Annotated in this window: 16 protein-coding genes; 6 read left to right on the top strand and 10 right to left on the bottom strand. The window is 69.2% G+C overall.

The features are described 5' to 3' along the window. Positions 1-26: 26 nt before the first annotated feature. The gene (locus N2M23_RS16385; RefSeq protein WP_265446937.1) at positions 27-917 is read right to left on the bottom strand and encodes a patatin-like phospholipase family protein; all 891 of its coding nucleotides are present in this window, start codon (positions 915-917) and stop codon (positions 27-29) included. Further along, positions 907-2325 (bottom strand): argininosuccinate synthase, encoded by a 1419-nt coding sequence (gene argG / locus N2M23_RS16380; RefSeq protein WP_265446935.1) that lies wholly within the window; start codon positions 2323-2325, stop codon positions 907-909. The genes N2M23_RS16385 and argG overlap by 11 nt, the downstream gene beginning before the upstream one ends. Positions 2326-2349: 24 nt before the next feature. Between argG and N2M23_RS16375 the strand changes: the two genes are divergently transcribed. Continuing rightward, positions 2350-2760 carry a YchJ family protein gene (locus tag N2M23_RS16375; RefSeq protein WP_265446933.1) on the top strand — a complete coding sequence of 137 codons (411 nt, stop codon included), beginning with the start codon at positions 2350-2352 and terminating at the stop codon, positions 2758-2760. Here N2M23_RS16375 and N2M23_RS16370 read toward each other — a convergent pair. Genes N2M23_RS16370 through N2M23_RS16355 form a run of 4 tightly spaced genes read right to left on the bottom strand, consistent with a single transcriptional unit; the run spans position 2745 to position 5675 of the window. After that, positions 2745-3434: a phosphotransferase gene (locus tag N2M23_RS16370; RefSeq protein ID WP_265446931.1), complete on the bottom strand. Its 690-nt coding sequence runs from the start codon at positions 3432-3434 to the stop codon at positions 2745-2747. The two genes, N2M23_RS16375 and N2M23_RS16370, sit on opposite strands and share 16 nt — an antisense overlap. Positions 3435-3465: 31 nt before the next feature. Further along, positions 3466-4077 carry a hypothetical protein gene (locus tag N2M23_RS16365; RefSeq protein ID WP_265446930.1) on the bottom strand — a complete coding sequence of 204 codons (612 nt, stop codon included), beginning with the start codon at positions 4075-4077 and terminating at the stop codon, positions 3466-3468. After that, positions 4074-4874, bottom strand: a complete 801-nt coding sequence (locus N2M23_RS16360) for a GNAT family N-acetyltransferase (protein ID WP_265446929.1) — start codon at positions 4872-4874, stop codon at positions 4074-4076. Before N2M23_RS16360 ends, N2M23_RS16365 begins: the two co-directional genes overlap by 4 nt. A 24-nt stretch (positions 4875-4898) precedes the next feature. Further along, positions 4899-5675 (bottom strand): GNAT family protein, encoded by a 777-nt coding sequence (locus tag N2M23_RS16355; RefSeq protein WP_265446927.1) that lies wholly within the window; start codon positions 5673-5675, stop codon positions 4899-4901. A gap of 209 nt (positions 5676-5884) precedes the next feature. Between N2M23_RS16355 and aspS the strand changes: the two genes are divergently transcribed. Beyond that, entirely contained in the window at positions 5885-7687 is a 1803-nt protein-coding gene (gene aspS / locus N2M23_RS16350; RefSeq protein WP_265446926.1) for an aspartate--tRNA ligase, read from the top strand. On the opposite strand, the gene N2M23_RS16345 is transcribed toward aspS, so the two are convergent. Together N2M23_RS16345 and N2M23_RS16340 are read right to left on the bottom strand one after the other, a co-directional pair. Continuing rightward, positions 7688-7828 carry a PIN domain-containing protein gene (locus N2M23_RS16345; RefSeq protein WP_265446924.1) on the bottom strand — a complete coding sequence of 47 codons (141 nt, stop codon included), beginning with the start codon at positions 7826-7828 and terminating at the stop codon, positions 7688-7690. It lies immediately after the preceding gene. A 118-nt stretch (positions 7829-7946) separates the two neighbouring features. Beyond that, positions 7947-8771 (bottom strand): thioesterase family protein, encoded by an 825-nt coding sequence (locus N2M23_RS16340; RefSeq protein WP_265446923.1) that lies wholly within the window; start codon positions 8769-8771, stop codon positions 7947-7949. A gap of 90 nt (positions 8772-8861) precedes the next feature. Between N2M23_RS16340 and N2M23_RS16335 the strand changes: the two genes are divergently transcribed. From N2M23_RS16335 to N2M23_RS16325, 3 genes are read left to right on the top strand one after another with little or no spacing between them, the layout of a single operon-like run. Further along, positions 8862-9956, top strand: a complete 1095-nt coding sequence (locus tag N2M23_RS16335; RefSeq protein WP_265446921.1) for an iron ABC transporter substrate-binding protein — start codon at positions 8862-8864, stop codon at positions 9954-9956. 56 nt (positions 9957-10012) lie between these two features. Next, positions 10013-11512 carry an ABC transporter permease gene (locus N2M23_RS16330; RefSeq protein ID WP_265446919.1) on the top strand — a complete coding sequence of 500 codons (1500 nt, stop codon included), beginning with the start codon at positions 10013-10015 and terminating at the stop codon, positions 11510-11512. Next, a complete protein-coding gene (locus tag N2M23_RS16325) occupies positions 11509-12561 on the top strand; it encodes an ABC transporter ATP-binding protein (RefSeq protein ID WP_265446917.1) in 1053 nt (350 codons plus the stop codon). Before N2M23_RS16330 ends, N2M23_RS16325 begins: the two co-directional genes overlap by 4 nt. A 196-nt stretch (positions 12562-12757) precedes the next feature. Here the strand turns inward: N2M23_RS16325 and N2M23_RS16320 are convergent, their stop codons facing one another. Both N2M23_RS16320 and N2M23_RS16315 read right to left on the bottom strand, forming a co-directional pair. After that, positions 12758-14110, bottom strand: coding sequence for an HNH endonuclease signature motif containing protein (locus tag N2M23_RS16320; RefSeq protein ID WP_265446916.1), 1353 nt, complete (start codon positions 14108-14110; stop codon positions 12758-12760). A gap of 111 nt (positions 14111-14221) precedes the next feature. Beyond that, positions 14222-14971 carry a GNAT family N-acetyltransferase gene (locus N2M23_RS16315; protein ID WP_265447007.1) on the bottom strand — a complete coding sequence of 250 codons (750 nt, stop codon included), beginning with the start codon at positions 14969-14971 and terminating at the stop codon, positions 14222-14224. On the opposite strand from N2M23_RS16315, the gene N2M23_RS16310 reads away from it, so the two are divergent. Next, a complete protein-coding gene (locus tag N2M23_RS16310) occupies positions 14970-16376 on the top strand; it encodes a replication-associated recombination protein A (protein ID WP_279672290.1) in 1407 nt (468 codons plus the stop codon). The two genes, N2M23_RS16315 and N2M23_RS16310, sit on opposite strands and share 2 nt — an antisense overlap. Positions 16377-16423: the final 47 nt, after the last annotated feature.

Genomic DNA, 16423 nt, shown 5'->3' with positions numbered 1-16423 from the left:
GTTCAAGTCGACTTGAAGTCAAGACCTCACGAGCTGATGCCGAGGAACTCCCGGATTGCGGGCAGCTCGCGCTGCGCCTGCTCGTAACCGTCGCGGTAGCTCGCCTCCAGCACGTCGAGCCGCCGCTCGCCGTTGCTCACGGGATCGCGAGTCGGCACGAAAACGTATGCTTTGCCTTGTTTTTCGAGCTCAAACAGTCGCTCACGGGTGGCGTTGTAGCGCTTGGCACGCAGCGCCATTGCGTCCGCAACTGCCGGGTATTTGCGGTAGTAGGCCCGGAAGAACCGGTCGTGTCCCTGCTCGGCCTTGACGTAGTCGCGGGGCTGGGTCAGCACCACCAGGAACTTCTCGTAGCCGTCGCGCTCCGCGATGTCCATGGGTATGCCGCCGGACTCGCCGAGCGCACCGTCGACGTAGAGGTGGCCGTCGAGCTTGACCGGCGGCATGAGCACAGGCATCGACGAGGACGCCTGCACGCGGGTCACCACGTCGAGCAGGGTCGGCATGTCCTTGCGGCCCCAGTAGACGGTCTCGCCGGTGGTCGCTTCGAAGGCGCCGATGCGCCACTCGTCGTCGGAGGCGGCGAAGGTGTCCCAGTCGAAGGGCAGTGCCGCGCCGGGCAGGCCCGACTCCTGGTAGATGTAGCGAGAGTTGAAGAAGCCCTTGCCGCGCACGAAGCTGCCCCACCCGCCGAACTGCGGGTCCTGCGCGAAGGTCGTGAACGACGCCTTGGCCCGCCACGCATCACGGGTGATGTAGTTGGACGCGTTGGTCGACCCCGACGAGATGCCGCCGACCCAGTCGAGCCGGATCTGCTCCTCGATCAGGGCGACCACCAGCCCGGCCGAGAAGCTGCCGCGCATCGCACCGCCCTCCAGCACGAGGGCGGTGTCGGTGATCAGGTGTTCAGTCGACACCGGAGTCGATCGCCGCACGGTCGAGCGCGTCGTCCTCGTCGGTGTCGACGGCCGGGTTTGCCGAAATCGCCGCAGCACCACCGGGTTTGAGCTCTCCGACCAGGTCGGTTTCGCGCTCGGGCAGAGCGCCGAGCCCGGCATACAGCTCCAGCTTGGAGCGGGTGTCGGCAATGTCGAGGTTGCGCATGGTCAGCTGTCCGATGCGGTCGGTTGGACCGAACGCGGCGTCCTCGGTGCGCTCCATCGACAGCTTGTCCGGGTGGTAGCTGAACGCCTCTCCCTGGGTGTCGACGATGGTGTAATCGTCGCCGCGGCGCAGTCGCAGGGTGACCTCACCGGTGACCGCCGAGGCGACCCAGCGCAGCAGCCCCTCGCGGATCATCAGCGACTGCGGGTCGAACCAACGGCCCTCGTAGAGAAGGCGACCCAGCCGCCGGCCCTCCACGTGATATTGCGCGAGGGTGTCCTCGTTGTGCACGGCATTCACCAGACGCTCGTATGCCGCAAAGAGCAGCGCCATGCCGGGCGCTTCGTAGATGCCCCTGGACTTCGCCTCGATGATGCGGTTCTCGATCTGGTCCGACATGCCCATGCCGTGCCGGCCGCCGATCTCGTTGGCGAGCTGGAAGAGCTGCACGACGTCGTCGAAGGTCCGGCCGTTGATCGCAACCGGACGACCACCCTCGAAACGCACTGTGACGTCTTCGGTTTCGATCTTCACCTCGGGGTCCCAGAAGCGGACGCCCATGATCGGCTCGACGATCTCCATGGAGGTGTCGAGGTGTTCCAGCCGCTTGGCCTCGTGGGTCGCGCCGAGGATGTTGGCGTCGGTGGAGTAGGCCTTCTCCTGCGAGTCGCGGTAGGGCAGGTCGCGCGCGGTCAGCCACTCCGACATCTCGTGCCGGCCGCCGAGCTCGTCGACGAAGTCGGCGTCCAGCCACGGCTTGTAGATGCGCAGCGACGGGTTGGCGAGCAGGCCGTAACGGTAGAACCGCTCGATGTCATTGCCCTTGTAGGTCGAGCCGTCACCCCAGATCGACACGCCGTCCTCCTGCATGGCGCGCACCAGCAGCGTGCCGGTGACGGCGCGGCCCAGGGGAGTGGTGTTGAAGTAGATCCGGCCGCCGGACCGGATGTGGAAGGCGCCGCAGGCGATCGCCGCCAGGCCCTCCTCGACCAGCTGACGCTTGCAGTCGACCAGGCGGGACAGCTCCGCGCCGTACTGCCCGGCGCGCCCGGGCACCGACTCGATGTCCGGCTCGTCGTACTGCCCGAGGTCGGCGGTGTAGGTGCACGGCACCGCGCCCTTCTCGCGCATCCAGGCGACGGCCACCGAGGTGTCCAGGCCACCGGAGAAGGCGATGCCGACGCGCTCGCCGACGGGGATGGAGTTCAACACTTTCGACACGGGGGCAGCCTATCTTTGTCCGACATGACCACCGACGACCCGTGCCCGTGCGGATCGGGCCTGCCCTTTGACCAGTGCTGCGGTCCGCTGCTGTCGACCGAGCGGCTCGCACGGACCGCAGAAGAACTGATGCGGTCGCGCTACACCGCCTATTACTACGGCAACCGCGAGCACCTGTGGCGCACCTGGCATCCCAAGACCCGCCCGGCGCAGGTCGAGGTCAACGACGGTGTGCGCTGGACCGGCTTGCAGATCAACGAGATTCGCGATGGTGGCCCGGACGACGACACGGGCATCGTCGACTTCACCGCGTCGTATGACGGGGGTCGCCTGCACGAACGCAGCCGCTTCGCCCGGCGTGCCGGCCGCTGGTTCTACGTTGGTGAAGAACAAGTCGGCGAGCACGCCGGTGACGACGATCAGCCCGCGAGGTAGCGGATCAGGCCAGCGGCGCGATCGAGCTGGGCGGCCTCCGCCGCCGGCATGAAGGCGGTGCGCGAGCGGCGGAACTCCACCGCGTCGTCCAGGCGGTCGAGCGGTTCGGCGACGGCGAGGAACGCATCCAGCAGGTCGGTCGCGTTGGGGTGCCGGTCGGCGAGGTAGGCCAGGGCGTAGCAGGCCAGGATCACCGCGGTGACGGCCACGTCCAGTCCCGGCGCGCCCCAGGCGGCGTTCTCCCAGTCGATCAGCACCGGGCCGTCCGGCCCGATGAGCACGTTGTTCGGGTGCAGGTCCAGGTGGATGAGCCGGTCACCACCGGCCTCCGGGAGGTCGACGTGCGGGGCGCGTCGTACCCGGTGGGTGCTGCGGTGCAGGTCGGCGAGCACGGTCATCGCCTCGTCGGTCGCCATCCGCCCGGCGGCCAGCTGGTGCAGCATCGTCGGTCCGTCGACGCGCTCGACGAGCAGGTCGGGGCCGGCCGCGAGCAGCACCAGCGGAGTGGGGACCCCGGCGTTGCGCGCGAGCCGAGCCGCCCGCGCGACCCGGTCGGCCGGCCAGGCGGGGTCGCGGTAGCGGCGCAGCACCCGGCCCCTGCCCAGCGCGTAGACGTCGGCCGTCGCGCCCGACGCGAGCAGCTCACCGATCTCAAGCGGGTCGGGCGAGGTCATCGGCGCAGAGTATGACGGGGCACGCGGACCGTCATCCCGGCATCACGGTGGTCACCACGGCGGTGCGGCTCGGACGTCGCGGGGTCGACCCGAAGCCGAAGGTCACCGGCGGCTCGACGGGCCGCAGGGCGCCGAGGGTCCGGCCGGCCCAGGTACCGGCCACCGAGGTCACCGCGTGCTGGTCGAAGGCGCCGTAGAACTCGCGGCGACCGTCGCGCGCCGAACCGGCGGTGCGCACACCGCGCATCAGCAGCCGGGCGGCCGGGTCGATCGCGCGGCACCAGGCGGGTGCGGTCGTGACGCGGCGCGGCGGCAGTGACAGCAGCCGTCCGAGCAGGGTGCGGGCCCCGATCGTCCACACCAGCTGCAGCTCGCCGGCGGTGAGCACGCAGGTCCGGCCGACGGTGCCGACCGTGACGGTCACCACCTTGACCTCGTCGAAAATGTAGGTCTGGCTGATGAATTCGGCGATCTCGGCTGTCGGGGCCAGCAAGGTCCTCACCCCTCCGTCGTGCTGCAGCATGACGTCGCTGAACGCCCCGAAGGGCGAGTCCGGCCACTGCCCGATCACGACCCGGACGCCGCTGGAGGTCCCGATGCCGGTGATCCACCCCGCAAAACGCTTCCGGCCCGACACGCTCATGCGTCGGCCGCGACCGGCTGCCGCAGCATGAACACCTCGTCATACGTAGTGAAACCGGCGCGCCGCAGGATCGGCGCGGAAGTGGTGACGCGCCCCTCCACGAACGCCAGGCGGCAGCCGTGCTCGGTTGCGGCGCGCAGGCGCGCGTCGAGGACGGCGCGATAGGCACCGCGGCCCCGTGCCGATGGGTCGGTGGCGCCGCCCCAGAGCTTGGCAACCGCGCAGCCCGCGACATACGACGTGCCACCGGTCGAGACCGGCCGCCCGTCGAGATAGCCGACCAGGTATTCGCCCGAGCCGTCCGTGGCGTCGCGCCGGCGTTCGGCGAGCTGCTCCTCGGTGACCGGCTGCAGCGGCGTCTCGAACGCCGCCGACTCCACCACCCGGAAGTCCTCGACCTGCCGGCGCTCCACCGCGGGCTCGACCGTGACGTCGGCCGGCGCCTCGAGTGCCGGCCGCGGCGCGGTCAGGCCGAGCACCAGCAACGCGAGGCGCTCCTTCTCCTCGCCGCCCCGGGAGAGCAGCGCGTCGACCAGGTCCGCCGGCCGGGTGCGGTCACCGAGCCCGTGCCAGTAGAGCGCCGGACGCTGCCACTCCCGCGCGATGGCCTCCGCGTCGGCGATCAGCGCGGTCGCCGGGCGCTGCGAGTCGACGTTGTAGACACCGGTGTCGTAGACGAAGCCGTTGTCGTAGCGCACGATGTCGAAACCGTCGGCCCGGCGGTGCTCGCCCTCCGGCGGCACCCAGAAGCTCGCGGACGCTGCGCGGACCAGTGTGTCAACTTCATCGACGTTCACCCCGCCGACGATAGACCGCCCGGGTCAGGCGCCGATCGTCATCCGCAGCGTGCGCTCGTTGCCGCACGAGACGAAGCCGAAATCGCCGAGCACGTCGACCAGTTGAGGTTGCGCCTTGGCGATCGCGATGCGGCAGCCTGCACCGTGGGCGCGGCAGAGCCGATCGCGGGTGAGCGCGCGGTAGACGCCGCGGCCCTGTGCCCAGCCGGCGGTCGCGCCGCCCCAAAGGACCGCGAGGTCGTCGCGGGTGGTGAGCGTCGCCGATCCAGCCGGGCGGCCTTCGAGCAGCGCCAGCAGGTGCGTCTCGAAGCGGTCGGTGCCCTGGGCGTGACGGCGGGCAATGTCCAGGTCGTCGGGTTCGGAACGGTGCACCTCCCAGGAGTCCTGGTCGACGGTCCGCAACATCCGGATCTCGGCGTCGTCGACCGGCTCGTGCACCTCGATCGCCGGGTCGAGGTTGTCGGGCGTCCTCACCTGGTCGAGTTCGACGGCGAAGACGGCATGCTGGTCGGCGACCTGCGCGCCCGCCGCGAGCAACGCCGGCTCGAGTCCCCGCGGGGAGCTGGTGTCGGTCAACCCGTGCCACCACACCGAGGTCCGGCCCCAGGCCCGCGCCTGCGCCACCACGTCACGGATCAGCCCCTGTGGGTCACGATCGCTTCGTATGTCGAAAACTCCCGCGTCATAGCGGTATCCGTTGTCGAAGCGGACCATCGTGAAGTCGTCGGTGACGAGCCGGGGCGCCGAGGGCGGAACCACGCAACTCGTCATCGCCAGGGGCATCGAGAGCGTCGGGGGCATGGACTCGACGTTACGAAAGATCTCTCGCGATCCGCGGATCTGCACGCAGTTTGGACGCAATCTGAACGCAATCTTTACGGTTCGGTAGCTTCGGCGGCCCTGTCCGGCGTGCTGCGGGTGCCCGGCGGGGTCGCTGGCGTCGCATCGGTTTCCGTACGATGGTCCGCGGCTCCCGCCATAGTCCCGCCTCCCGAAAGCTAGGAAGATCTGTGCTCCGCACCCACGACGCCGGCACGCTGCGTGCCGACAACGCCGACCAGACCGTCACGCTCGCCGGGTGGGTGGCCCGGCGGCGCGATCACGGCGGGGTGGCCTTCCTCGATCTGCGGGACGCCAGCGGCGTCGTGCAGGTGGTCGCCCGCGACGAGGTGCTGACCGGTGCGGCCCACGCCCTGCGCAACGAATACGTCATCCAGGTCACCGGCGTGGTCCGGCCGCGCGACGCCAAGGACGTCAACCCCGACCTGCCGACCGGTGAGGTCGACGTGGTGGCCGACAAGATCGAGGTGCTCAGCGAGGCCGCGCCGCTGCCGTTCCAGATCGACGAGCGGATCAACGTCGGCGAGGAGACGCGGCTGAAGTACCGCTACCTCGACCTGCGCCGGCCCGCGCAGGGCGACGCGCTGCGGTTGCGCTCGAAGGTCAACGCCGCCGCCCGCAGCGTGCTGGCCGAGCGTGACTTCGTCGAGATCGAGACGCCGACGCTGACCCGCTCGACCCCGGAGGGCGCCCGCGACTTCCTGGTGCCGGCCCGCCTGCAGCCGGGCAGCTGGTATGCGCTGCCGCAAAGCCCGCAGCTGTTCAAGCAGCTGCTGATGGTCGGCGGCATGGAGCGCTACTTCCAGATCGCCCGCTGTTACCGCGACGAGGACTTCCGCGCCGACCGGCAGCCGGAGTTCACCCAGCTCGACATCGAGATGAGCTTCGTCGAGGAGGACGACGTCCTCGAGCTCGGCGAGGCGATCGCCAAGGCCTTGTGGCAGGTGATCGGGGTGGAGTTGAAGACGCCGTTCCAGCGCATGACGTATGCCGACGCGATGCGCCGCTTCGGCACCGACAAGCCCGACCTGCGCTTCGACCTCGAAATCGTCGAGTGCACAGACCTTTTCAAGGACACCACGTTCCGTGTCTTCCAGGCGCCGTATGTCGGTGCCGTCGTCATGCCCGGCGGCGCCTCTCAGCCGCGCCGTCAACTCGACGGCTGGCAGGAGTGGGCCAAGCAGCGCGGCGCGCGCGGGCTGGCCTACGTCCTGGTGCAGGAGGACGGGACGCTCACCGGGCCGGTTGCCAAGAACCTCACCGAGGCGGAGGTCGCCGCGCTGCCGGGTCACGTGGGCGCCAAGCCGGGGGACTGCATCTTCTTCGCCGCGGGCGAGGCCAAACCCTCTCGTGCGCTGCTCGGCGCCGCCCGGCTGGAGATCGGCCGGCGCTGCGACCTGATCGACGAGTCGAAGTGGTCCTTCCTCTGGGTGCTCGACGCGCCGCTGTTCGAGCCGGCCGCCGACGCCGTCGCCTCCGGTGACGTCGCGGTCGGTGCGGGTGCCTGGACCGCGGTGCACCACGCCTTCACGATGCCCAAGAAGGAATTCCAGGAAACCTTCGACCAAGACCCCGGCGAGGCGCTGGCCTACGCCTACGACATGGTCTGCAACGGCAACGAGATCGGCGGCGGCTCGATCCGTATCCACCGCAAGGACATTCAGGAGCGGGTCTTTGAGGTCATGGGCCTGTCGGAAGAGGAGGCGCAGGAGAAGTTCGGCTTCCTGCTCGAGGCCTTCCAGTTCGGCGCGCCGCCCCACGGCGGCATCGCCTTCGGCTGGGACCGCATCTGCGCGCTGCTCGCCGGCACCGACTCGATCCGTGAGGTCATCGCCTTCCCGAAGTCCGGCGGCGGCTTCGACCCGCTCACGTCCGCCCCGACCCCGATCACGCCCCAGCAGCGCAAGGAGGCCGGCGTGGACGCCAAGCCGGAGAAGAAGACCGAGCAGGAGAGCGCTGCGAAGGCCGACTGATCACCAGGTGAGCAGGTCGCACCCGTCATATGCCTGGATTGCCTGATTGACGGTGACCAGCGTCATACTCTCGGTGACTGCTTGAGCCACCAGGAGGCGATCGAAGGGGTCGCGGTGCGGCCACGCGAGTGATCCGGCCACGAGTGCATGCTGGGTGGAATCTCGAGGCGTTGCCCTTGCATTGCGGCGACCCGGGCCGACCAGTTCTCGCCAAAGGAGCTTGGTCAAGCCTGCTTGGTCAAGGGGTGGCGGAGGCCGGTCAGCTCGCGAAACGTGCCGACGCGAGCTGGCGCGAGTGCGCGACGAGGGCGCCGGTCGAATCCCAGACCTGGGCGTCCTCGTTGAGCAGGCCACCGGCCACGTGCTCGGTGGTGAGGCGCAGCTGCAACCAGCCGGGTGCCGGCACCGCGCGCACGTAACCGGTGAACTCGACCGTCGGCACCCAGCCGACCGAGCCGAGGTCGAACGACACCGGCGGGAAGGCATCGAGCACGAGCAGGAGTCCGGCTGCGTCGATGTCGCCGCCGTCGACCAGCCGGATCCAGCCGCGCATCTCGCCGCTGCCGCTCGGCTCGCCGATAGCCCACCCGATCGTGGCCGGGTCCATCCGCACGTCCCAGCGCTTGAGGAATCCGGAGTTCATCAGCATGGACGGCGGCGCCTCGGAGCTCGGGACACATTCCTCAGGAGGTGGGATCGCAGGTGCCGCAGTCGTTTTCAGCACCGGATCGGTGTAACGCCCCAGGTCGCCGAGCGTGACCAGGGCGCGGAAGCGCTCGATGTCCGTGCCGTCGACCGGCTGGCTGACGCGAACCTCTGCCGTCGTCATGGACCGGCCGCTGCGCAGGATCGTCGGCTCCAGCCGCACCTCGCCGGGCCCACTGGGGGAGAGGAACACCGCAGAGAAGCTCAGCGGGTCGCCGTGGCCGCCGGTCGCCGTGCTCGTGCGGGCTGTGGCGGTTGTCGCCAATGCCATGAGCAAGCCCCCGTTGATCGCTTCACCGATGGCCCAGTCGTCGCTCAGCTCCCCGGTCCAGCCGCCGTCCGACGCACGCAGGTCCAGGGCGTCGCTGTACTCGCTCATGTCGGTAACCCTACTCATCGGTAGGCGATCGGTGCCGCTGGGACGGAGCCGGTATGCCGAGCGTCCCGACATAGGTTAGCCTTCCCTTTCATGATCGCTTCCCGTCACAGTCTGCGACGCACCGTCGCCCTCGCGTTGCCCCTGTCCCTTGCTCTCCCGCTCGCCGCGTGCGGCAGCAGCGGAAGCGGCGGCTCGACCTCTTCGAATCCGGCAGCTACGGCGGATGGCACGAGCTCGGGGTCGACAGCCAAGCCCAGCGGGGAGATCACCGTCTACAACGCCCAGCACGAGACGCTGGGCAAGGAGTGGATCGACGGGTTCACCAAGGCGACCGGCGTCAAGGTCAACGTCCGCAACGGCAGCGACACCGAGATGGCCAACCAGATCGTCGCCGAGGGCAAGGCATCCCCGGCCGACGTCTTCCTCACCGAGAACTCCCCGTCGATGACGATCGTCGAGAACAAGGGCCTTTTCGCCAAGGTCGACGCCAACACGCTCGCCGACGTGCCGCAGCAGTACCGCCCCTCCACCGGCATGTGGACCGGGATCGCAGCCCGTTCAACGGTTTTCGCCTATGACAAGAACAAGCTGAAGGCGGGTCAGCTGCCGGCGTCGATCATGGATCTGGCCAAGCCGGAGTGGAAGGGGCGCTGGGGCGCGTCGCCGTCCGGCGCCGACTTCCAGGCGATCGTCAGCGCCATGCTGCAGCTCAAGGGCAAGGACGCCACGCTCACCTGGCTCAAGGCGATGAAGACCAACGCCAAGCCGTTCAAGGGCAATTCGACCGTGATGAAGGCGGTCAACTCCGGCCAGATCGACGGCGGAGTGATCTATCACTACTACTACTTCGGCGACCAGGCCAAGACCGGCGAGAACAGCAAGAACGTCAGCCTGGACTATTTCGGCAAGAAGGACCCGGGTGCCTTTGTGTCCGTCTCCGGCGGTGGGGTGCTGAAGTCCAGCAAGAACCCGACCGCGGCGCAGGCCTTCCTCAACTACGTGGTCAGCAAGCAGGGCCAGGAAGTGCTGCAGAACGGCTCGTCGTACGAATATCCGGTCGGCTCGCAGGTGCCCGCGAACAGCAAACTCAAGCCGTTGGCGCAACTGGACGCACCTGACGTCGACCCGGCCAAACTGAACAGCCCCGAGGTCGTCACCCTGATGCAGGACGCGGGCCTGCTCTGAGCAGTCACTCCATTGCGCAGCGGGTGGGCGCGGCCGTGCGGTCGCACCCGCCCGTTGTGACGTCGCTGCTCGCGTTGATCGTCGCGCTCGCCGCACTCATCCCGCTGATCTACGTCCTCCAATCGGCGTATGACGCAGGCTGGTCCACGGCGCAGCAACTGATCTTCCGTCCGCGCATCGGCGAACTCTTCGCGAACACAGCCAAACTCATCGGTCTCGCAGTGCCACTCAGCGTGCTGCTCGGGGTCGGGGCGGCACTCGTCGTCGAGCGCACCGACTTGCCCGGCCGTTCCGTCCTCGCCCTACTTTTCGCCGCCCCGTTGGCCGTGCCGGCGTTTGTCGCGAGCTATGCCTGGGCAACCGTGTGGCCCTCGATCGGGGGTCTGCCCGGGGCCGTGCTCATCTCGGTCGCGGCCTACTTTCCGTTCGTCTACATCCCGGTGATGGCGACCCTGCGCCGCCTCGATCCCGCGGTGGAGGAATCCGCACGCGCGCTCGGGCTCGGCCCGGCAGCGGTGCTCTGGCGGGTCGTGTTGCCGCAACTGCGGCTACCGATCCTGGGCGGGGCGCTGCTCGTGGCCATGCACCTGCTCGCCGAGTACGGAGCGTTCGCCTACATCCAGTTCGACACCTTCACCACCGCGATCTACGACCAGTTCCAGTCGACGTTCGCCAGCGCTGCAGCCTCGATGATGGCGGGTGTGCTGGTGCTGTGCTGCCTGCTGCTGCTCGTCGGTGAAGCGGGGATCAGGGGCCGGCGCCGGTACTCGCGACTCGGTCCGGGTGTTGCCCGCCCGGCCCGACCGGCTCGACTGGGATGGTGGGGTGTCCCGGTGTGGGTCGCCGTGCTCGCCGTGCTCGGCGCGACCCTCGGGGTGCCGGGGTGGAGCATCACCCGTTGGCTGATCAGCGGCGGAAATGCAGCCTGGACAAGCGATCTCACGTCGACCCTGCTCACGACACTGGCCTACGGCGTTGTCGGAGGAGTGATCACCGTGGTGGCCGCCCTACCGATCGCGTGGCTTGCCGTCCGGCATCCTGGCCGCTGGGTACGGGTGCTCGAAGGGTCGACGTTCGTCGCGGCCGCGATCCCCGGCATCGTGGTCGGCCTGGCATTCGTGTCCTACGCGATTCGCTACGCACAGCCGCTCTATCAGACCGCACCCTTGCTGGTGGCCGCTTACGCCGTGCTGTTCCTGCCGCGCGCGGTGGTGACGCTGCGGGCCGGCATCGCCCAGGCACCTCCGTCGCTGGAGGAGGCCGCGCGCTCGCTCGGAGCGAGCGCACCGGCCGCGTTCGTGCGGGTCGCGCTCCGGCTGATCGCGCCGACCGTGGGGGCGTCGATCGCGTTGAGTTTCCTCGGGATTGCCGGCGAACTGACCGCGACGTTGCTCCTCGCGCCGACCGGGACCAGGACGCTCGCGACCGAGTTCTGGGCATTGTCGGGGGAGATCGACTATGCGGGAGCTGCGCCATACGCACTGCTGCTGGTGGTCTTGTCGATGCCGATGACCTATCTGTTGTTCCGTCAGTCCAGGAAGGTGGCCGGCCTGTGACCGCTGGCGAGATCGGGCTCGAGGCGCGTCGCCTCACCAAGTCGTATGACGGGGCGCCCGTCCTGCAAGGCATCGACCTTGACGTGCCCGCCGGATCCGTTGCGGCAGTAGTGGGTCCGTCCGGTTGTGGCAAGACGACCCTGCTGCGCTGCATCGCCGGTTTCGAGACGCCGGAGTCGGGGGAGGTCCGCATCGACGGCCGCGCGGTCGCCGGGCCGGCGTGGGTCCCTGCCCACCGGCGCGAGGTTGGTTACGTCGCCCAGGATGGAGCGTTGTTCCCCCACCTGACGGTCGGTCAGAACGTCGCCTTCGGGCTGCCCCGTCGGGAACGATCGAGGGCACGTATCGGCACCCTGCTTGAGGCAGTCGCGCTCGAGGCCGACATGGCCGGTCGGCGACCGGATCAGCTGAGTGGCGGTCAGCAGCAACGGGTTTCGCTGGCCAGGGCCCTCGCGCTGCGACCCCGGGTGATGCTGCTCGACGAGCCGTTCTCAGCGCTCGACACCGGGTTACGCGTCCGCACCCGCGAGATCGTCGGCGACGTGCTGCGCGGTGCCGGCATCACCACGGTGCTGGTCACGCACGACCAGGAGGAGGCGTTGTCCTTCGCCGATCAGGTCGCGGTGATGACGCACGGCGCTTTCCGTCAGGTCGGTCCCCCGGCCGATGTCTACCTCCGCCCGGGCGACCTGGAGACGGCCCGCTTCACCGGTGAGACCGTCGAATTGCCCGCAACCGCGGCCGGCGGCCGGGTCGAGGTGCCATTCGCCGCGGCCGCCGTCGATACCGAGCTGAGCGGCCCGGTGCGCCTGGTGCTGCGACCCGAGCAGGTCGAAGTGCGGGTCGCCGACGATGAGCCGGTCGGCGACGGCGCGGCGGTCGTCGAGCAGGTCGACTTCCGCGGCGATCATGTCCGGGTGCGGGTGCGGGCGCCGGGGGAACAGGAGCCGCTGGTGCTGCGGGCTGCGACAGTCGCCGGTCTGCGGGTGGGTGACCGGGTGCGGCTGCGAATCTCTGGTGACGCCAATGTGTTTCCGGACCGCGGCTGAACGCGGTGCTTTAGTCCCGTGGCCGGTCGAGGTCACGGGCGGCGGCAGCGATGAGGCCGGCGAGTTCGGTCGGTCGGCTCCACATCGGCCAGTGCCCCGTCGGCAGGTCGGTCACCGTGAGGTCCACAATTCGAAACTTCGGTAGTGATGGCTCGACCGTGGCATCGATACCGGACAGCAGCCGTCTTAGATTGATTTACGCGGCGGCGTGTGCGTGGCCGGGCATGCGGCCTGGGGTGAGGTCCCAGGTGACGCCGTCGGGGCGGACTCGTGCCATGAGCCCGTGGCGGTGGACTTCTTGGTGGTGTCGGCAGCACAGCATGGCCGAATTTGTGAGGCTGGTTTCGCCGCCGGCCCACCAGGGGGTCACGTGGTGGACTTCGCAGAAACCTGGCGGCCGATCGCAACCGGGGAAGGTGCATCCGCCGTCTCGTATGACGACAGCCGCTCGTAAACCCTTGGTGACCAGGCGTTCTCGTCGGCCCACGTCCAACGGCTGACTCGGCCCGCCCAGCACTGCGGGGATCAGGTCCGCGTCACACGCGGCCCGCCGGGCCGCTCCCGCATCGAGCACCTCACCGGCGGGGGTGGTTGCCCCACCGATCCCTTCGGTGAGCGACTTGAGGTCCATCGTCAGCAGGACCGTGGCCGCCGAGCCGACCGGAGCCGCCTCACCGGCAGCGACTTTCGCACCCGCGGTCACCAATTCGATCAACGCGTCGGCGCGGCGTTTGCCCGGGGTGCGGTCATCCCGCACGGTGTCAGTTCGGCCGCCCTCGGTGTCGACCACCGCGGGCCGGGGTGCGGAGCCGGCGGTGATCGCGGCCTTCAGCACCGCAGCATTCGCCGGCGCCAACTCGGCCACCAACCGCGTCATCCCCGTGGCCGTGGTGCCCCAGGTCAGGGTTTCGACTTGCTCGAGTTTCGCGTCCTGCGCCGACAACGCCTCCGATGCGTAGGTCGCGAGGATTTTCCGGGTCAACGCCTGCACACCCTTGACCCCGAGCGACGGGTCCAGTTGCAGGAACCACGACAACACTTCACCCCGGTCCGCGAACGGCACCACGGGCTCGACCTTGTCCGCGTTGGCCAACGCGGCCCGCGCCGTCGACACCGTGCACGACCCCTGCCGGACTGCTGTGACGATGACCGCGTTTTTGGGTTCCCGGCACGCCTCCGCGACCACCGCGATCGTTTTCGCCTCCACCGGTTCGACCGGCACCCCAGCCGCTGCGGCGTGACGGCATACCCACTGGGTGGTGTTCGCCGCCGTCGATGACGCGACCGTGCCCCGGTCGACCGCTTCCGCCGTCGCGACGGTCGCGAGCTGAGCGAACCGGCCTGACAGACCCAGCAGTGTTTCGGTCAGCGCCTCCAACTGCCCTTCCCCGAGCTGGTGCAGCACACCCGGCACCTCACCGGCTATGGCCGCGACCGCCTGCAACTGTGCCAAAACCTCCGGCCCACGACCCGGCTCAACCGGCACCCGCGCACCACTCTGCGGCACGTCCGGACGCTCCGGCAGCGGCAGGGCAGAATCGAGAGACATGGGCTCGAATCTCCTTCCGCCGCAGTGGTTTTCGCCGTGCAATGCATCGTACAGCTGACCACTGACAGGCAAGGGTAAATCGAACATATATCGCAATAGATCGAGGAAGATTCACTCCGCCAGCCGCCGGCTGCCCCACGCGTGCGCGACGGCGTAGCCCAACCCGTCGTACACCGCACGCGCGCGATCGTTGTCGGCATACATACCGAGCGTGCACACCTCATAACGATCCAGCGACCACCGGGTCAGCGCCGCGATGAGCGCGAGCCCGAGCTGCCGGCCTCGCATGCCGGGGTCCACCACGATGCCGGTCAGATGCGGCGCACCGCCCTGGGTCAGATGTATGGCGCCGGCTGCGACCAACCGGCCTTCCGCGCGGGCGCCGAGCCATTTGGTGGTGATCCCGGTGCCCGGCTCCGACTCGGCGGTCGGGTTCCCGATCTCGTTGAGCGCGAGGATGTCTCGCGCATCGGCATCGTCGTCGAGATCGACCAGGTGACGCTCCGCGTCGACGACCGGCGGCATGCGCGTGGTCCACATCCAGTCCCAGTCGCCGCCGGGCCGCAACCGGTCGCCGAACACCTCGGTGAGCATGCCGGCCTGTGACTGCTCGACCGACACAGCATTGACCGTTGCGGGCAGTGCGGCCGCCGCGAAGTCCAGCAGAGCTCGCACCGGCTCGTCCGATCCGATGACGGTTAGGCTGCGGATCTTGCGTGAGTGCGACAGTCGCTCGAAGGCAACCGCGTCGCCCGCCGTCCAGATGTCGCCGGCGTGCGGCCTCGGAAGGTCCCAGCGCACGAACGGGTCGTCACCCCATCGCTGCTGAAGTGCGGCGCCGGGTAGCCGGCGAATCGACATGTCTGCCACGGACGTTAGCGTGGCATGCGTGTCGGACGATCTCTTCGCCGCCGCCGGCGAGACCGCCGGCAGCGACGCCACCACGCCGCCGCTCGCCGTGCGGATGCGGCCGCGCACGATCGAGGAGGTGCGCGGTCAAACCGACGCACTCAAGCCGGGCAGCCCGCTGCGCCGGCTGATCGAGGGGGCGCGCGGCGCGGCGGGGCCGATGTCGGCGATCCTCTGGGGTCCACCCGGCACCGGCAAGACCACGCTCGCCCACCTCGTCGCGACCGCGGCCGAGCGGCGCTTCGTCGAACTCTCCGCGATCAACGCCGGGGTCAAGGACGTGCGCGCGGTGATGGACCAGGCGACCCGCGACCGCGACCTCTACGGCCGGCAGACCGTGCTCTTCCTCGACGAGATCCACCGCTTCAGCAAGGCGCAGCAGGACGCGTTGCTCCCCGGCGTCGAGAACCGCCTCGTCGTACTCGTCGCCGCTACCACCGAGAACCCGAGCTTCAGCGTCATCGCACCGCTGCTCTCCCGGTCGATCCTGGTGCGCCTCGAATCGCTCACGGACGATGACATCGCGCACCTGCTTGACGATGCGGTGGCCGAAACGCGTGGCCTCGGAGGCGAATTCGAGCTATCCACCGAGGCCCGCGACCACCTTGTCCGGATGGCGGGAGGCGACGCCCGACGATCGCTCACCGCTCTCGAAGCGGCAGCCGGGGTCGCGCTCGACGCCGCGGGCGCCGGCGCCGACCACCCGGTGCCGATCGAGGTCGCACACACCGAGCAGGCAATGGCGACCGCGGCCGTCCGCTACGACCGTGCCGGTGACCAGCACTACGACGTGGCGAGTGCGCTGATCAAGTCGATGCGCGGCAGCGACGTCGACGCCGCGTTGCACTACCTCGCGCGCATGCTCGAGGCGGGGGAGGACCCACGCTTCATCGCGCGACGCATCGTGATCAGCGCCAGCGAGGACGTCGGCATGGCCGACCCGACCGCTCTGCAGACCGCGACCGCGGCCATGCACGCGGTCGCGCAGATCGGGATACCGGAGGCCCGGATCATCCTGGCGCAGGCCGTCGTGCACAACGCGCTCGCGCCGAAGTCCAATGCGTCATACAAGGGCATCAACGCCGCGATCGAGGACGTGCGGGCCGGCCGCGGGGGAGCGGTGCCCCCACACCTGCGCGGCAGTGGGTATGCCGGGGCAGCCGCGCTCGGACACGGTGACGGTTATCGCTACAGCCACGACGAGCCGGGCGGAGTCGGACCGCAACAGTTCCTGCCCGACGACCTGGTCGATGCCGATTACTATCAGCCGACCGACCGCGGCTGGGAGCAGTCGCTCGGACCGCGTTGGGCGTCGATGCGTCAGGTCATCAAGGGTGACCGCCGCGACTCACAGTGAGCCCATGGCGTAAACAAGTAACAATCACGTTTCAAGTGCGGTAAAGC

It is taken from the genome of Flexivirga meconopsidis, assembly GCF_026162425.1.
GTDB classification, from domain to species: Bacteria; Actinomycetota; Actinomycetes; order Actinomycetales; family Dermatophilaceae; genus Flexivirga; species Flexivirga meconopsidis.
Note: the sequence above shows the minus strand (reverse complement) of the source record. Positions and strands in the feature narration are given on the sequence as shown.

What these genes read in the sequence shown, in the direction of transcription:
- N2M23_RS16310 (WP_279672290.1), top strand. Translation starts at nt 14,970, where the DNA reads ATGTCTGCCACGGACGTTAGCGTGGCATGCGTGTCGGACGATCTCTTC.
- N2M23_RS16315 (WP_265447007.1), bottom strand. Translation starts at nt 14,971, where the DNA reads ATGTCGATTCGCCGGCTACCCGGCGCCGCACTTCAGCAGCGATGGGGT.
- N2M23_RS16340 (WP_265446923.1), bottom strand. Translation starts at nt 8,771, where the DNA reads ATGAGCGAGTACAGCGACGCCCTGGACCTGCGTGCGTCGGACGGCGGC.
- N2M23_RS16375 (WP_265446933.1), top strand. Translation starts at nt 2,350, where the DNA reads ATGACCACCGACGACCCGTGCCCGTGCGGATCGGGCCTGCCCTTTGAC.
- N2M23_RS16320 (WP_265446916.1), bottom strand. Translation starts at nt 14,110, where the DNA reads ATGTCTCTCGATTCTGCCCTGCCGCTGCCGGAGCGTCCGGACGTGCCG.
- N2M23_RS16370 (WP_265446931.1), bottom strand. Translation starts at nt 3,434, where the DNA reads ATGACCTCGCCCGACCCGCTTGAGATCGGTGAGCTGCTCGCGTCGGGC.
- N2M23_RS16355 (WP_265446927.1), bottom strand. Translation starts at nt 5,675, where the DNA reads ATGCCCCCGACGCTCTCGATGCCCCTGGCGATGACGAGTTGCGTGGTT.
- N2M23_RS16335 (WP_265446921.1), top strand. Translation starts at nt 8,862, where the DNA reads ATGATCGCTTCCCGTCACAGTCTGCGACGCACCGTCGCCCTCGCGTTG.
- N2M23_RS16365 (WP_265446930.1), bottom strand. Translation starts at nt 4,077, where the DNA reads ATGAGCGTGTCGGGCCGGAAGCGTTTTGCGGGGTGGATCACCGGCATC.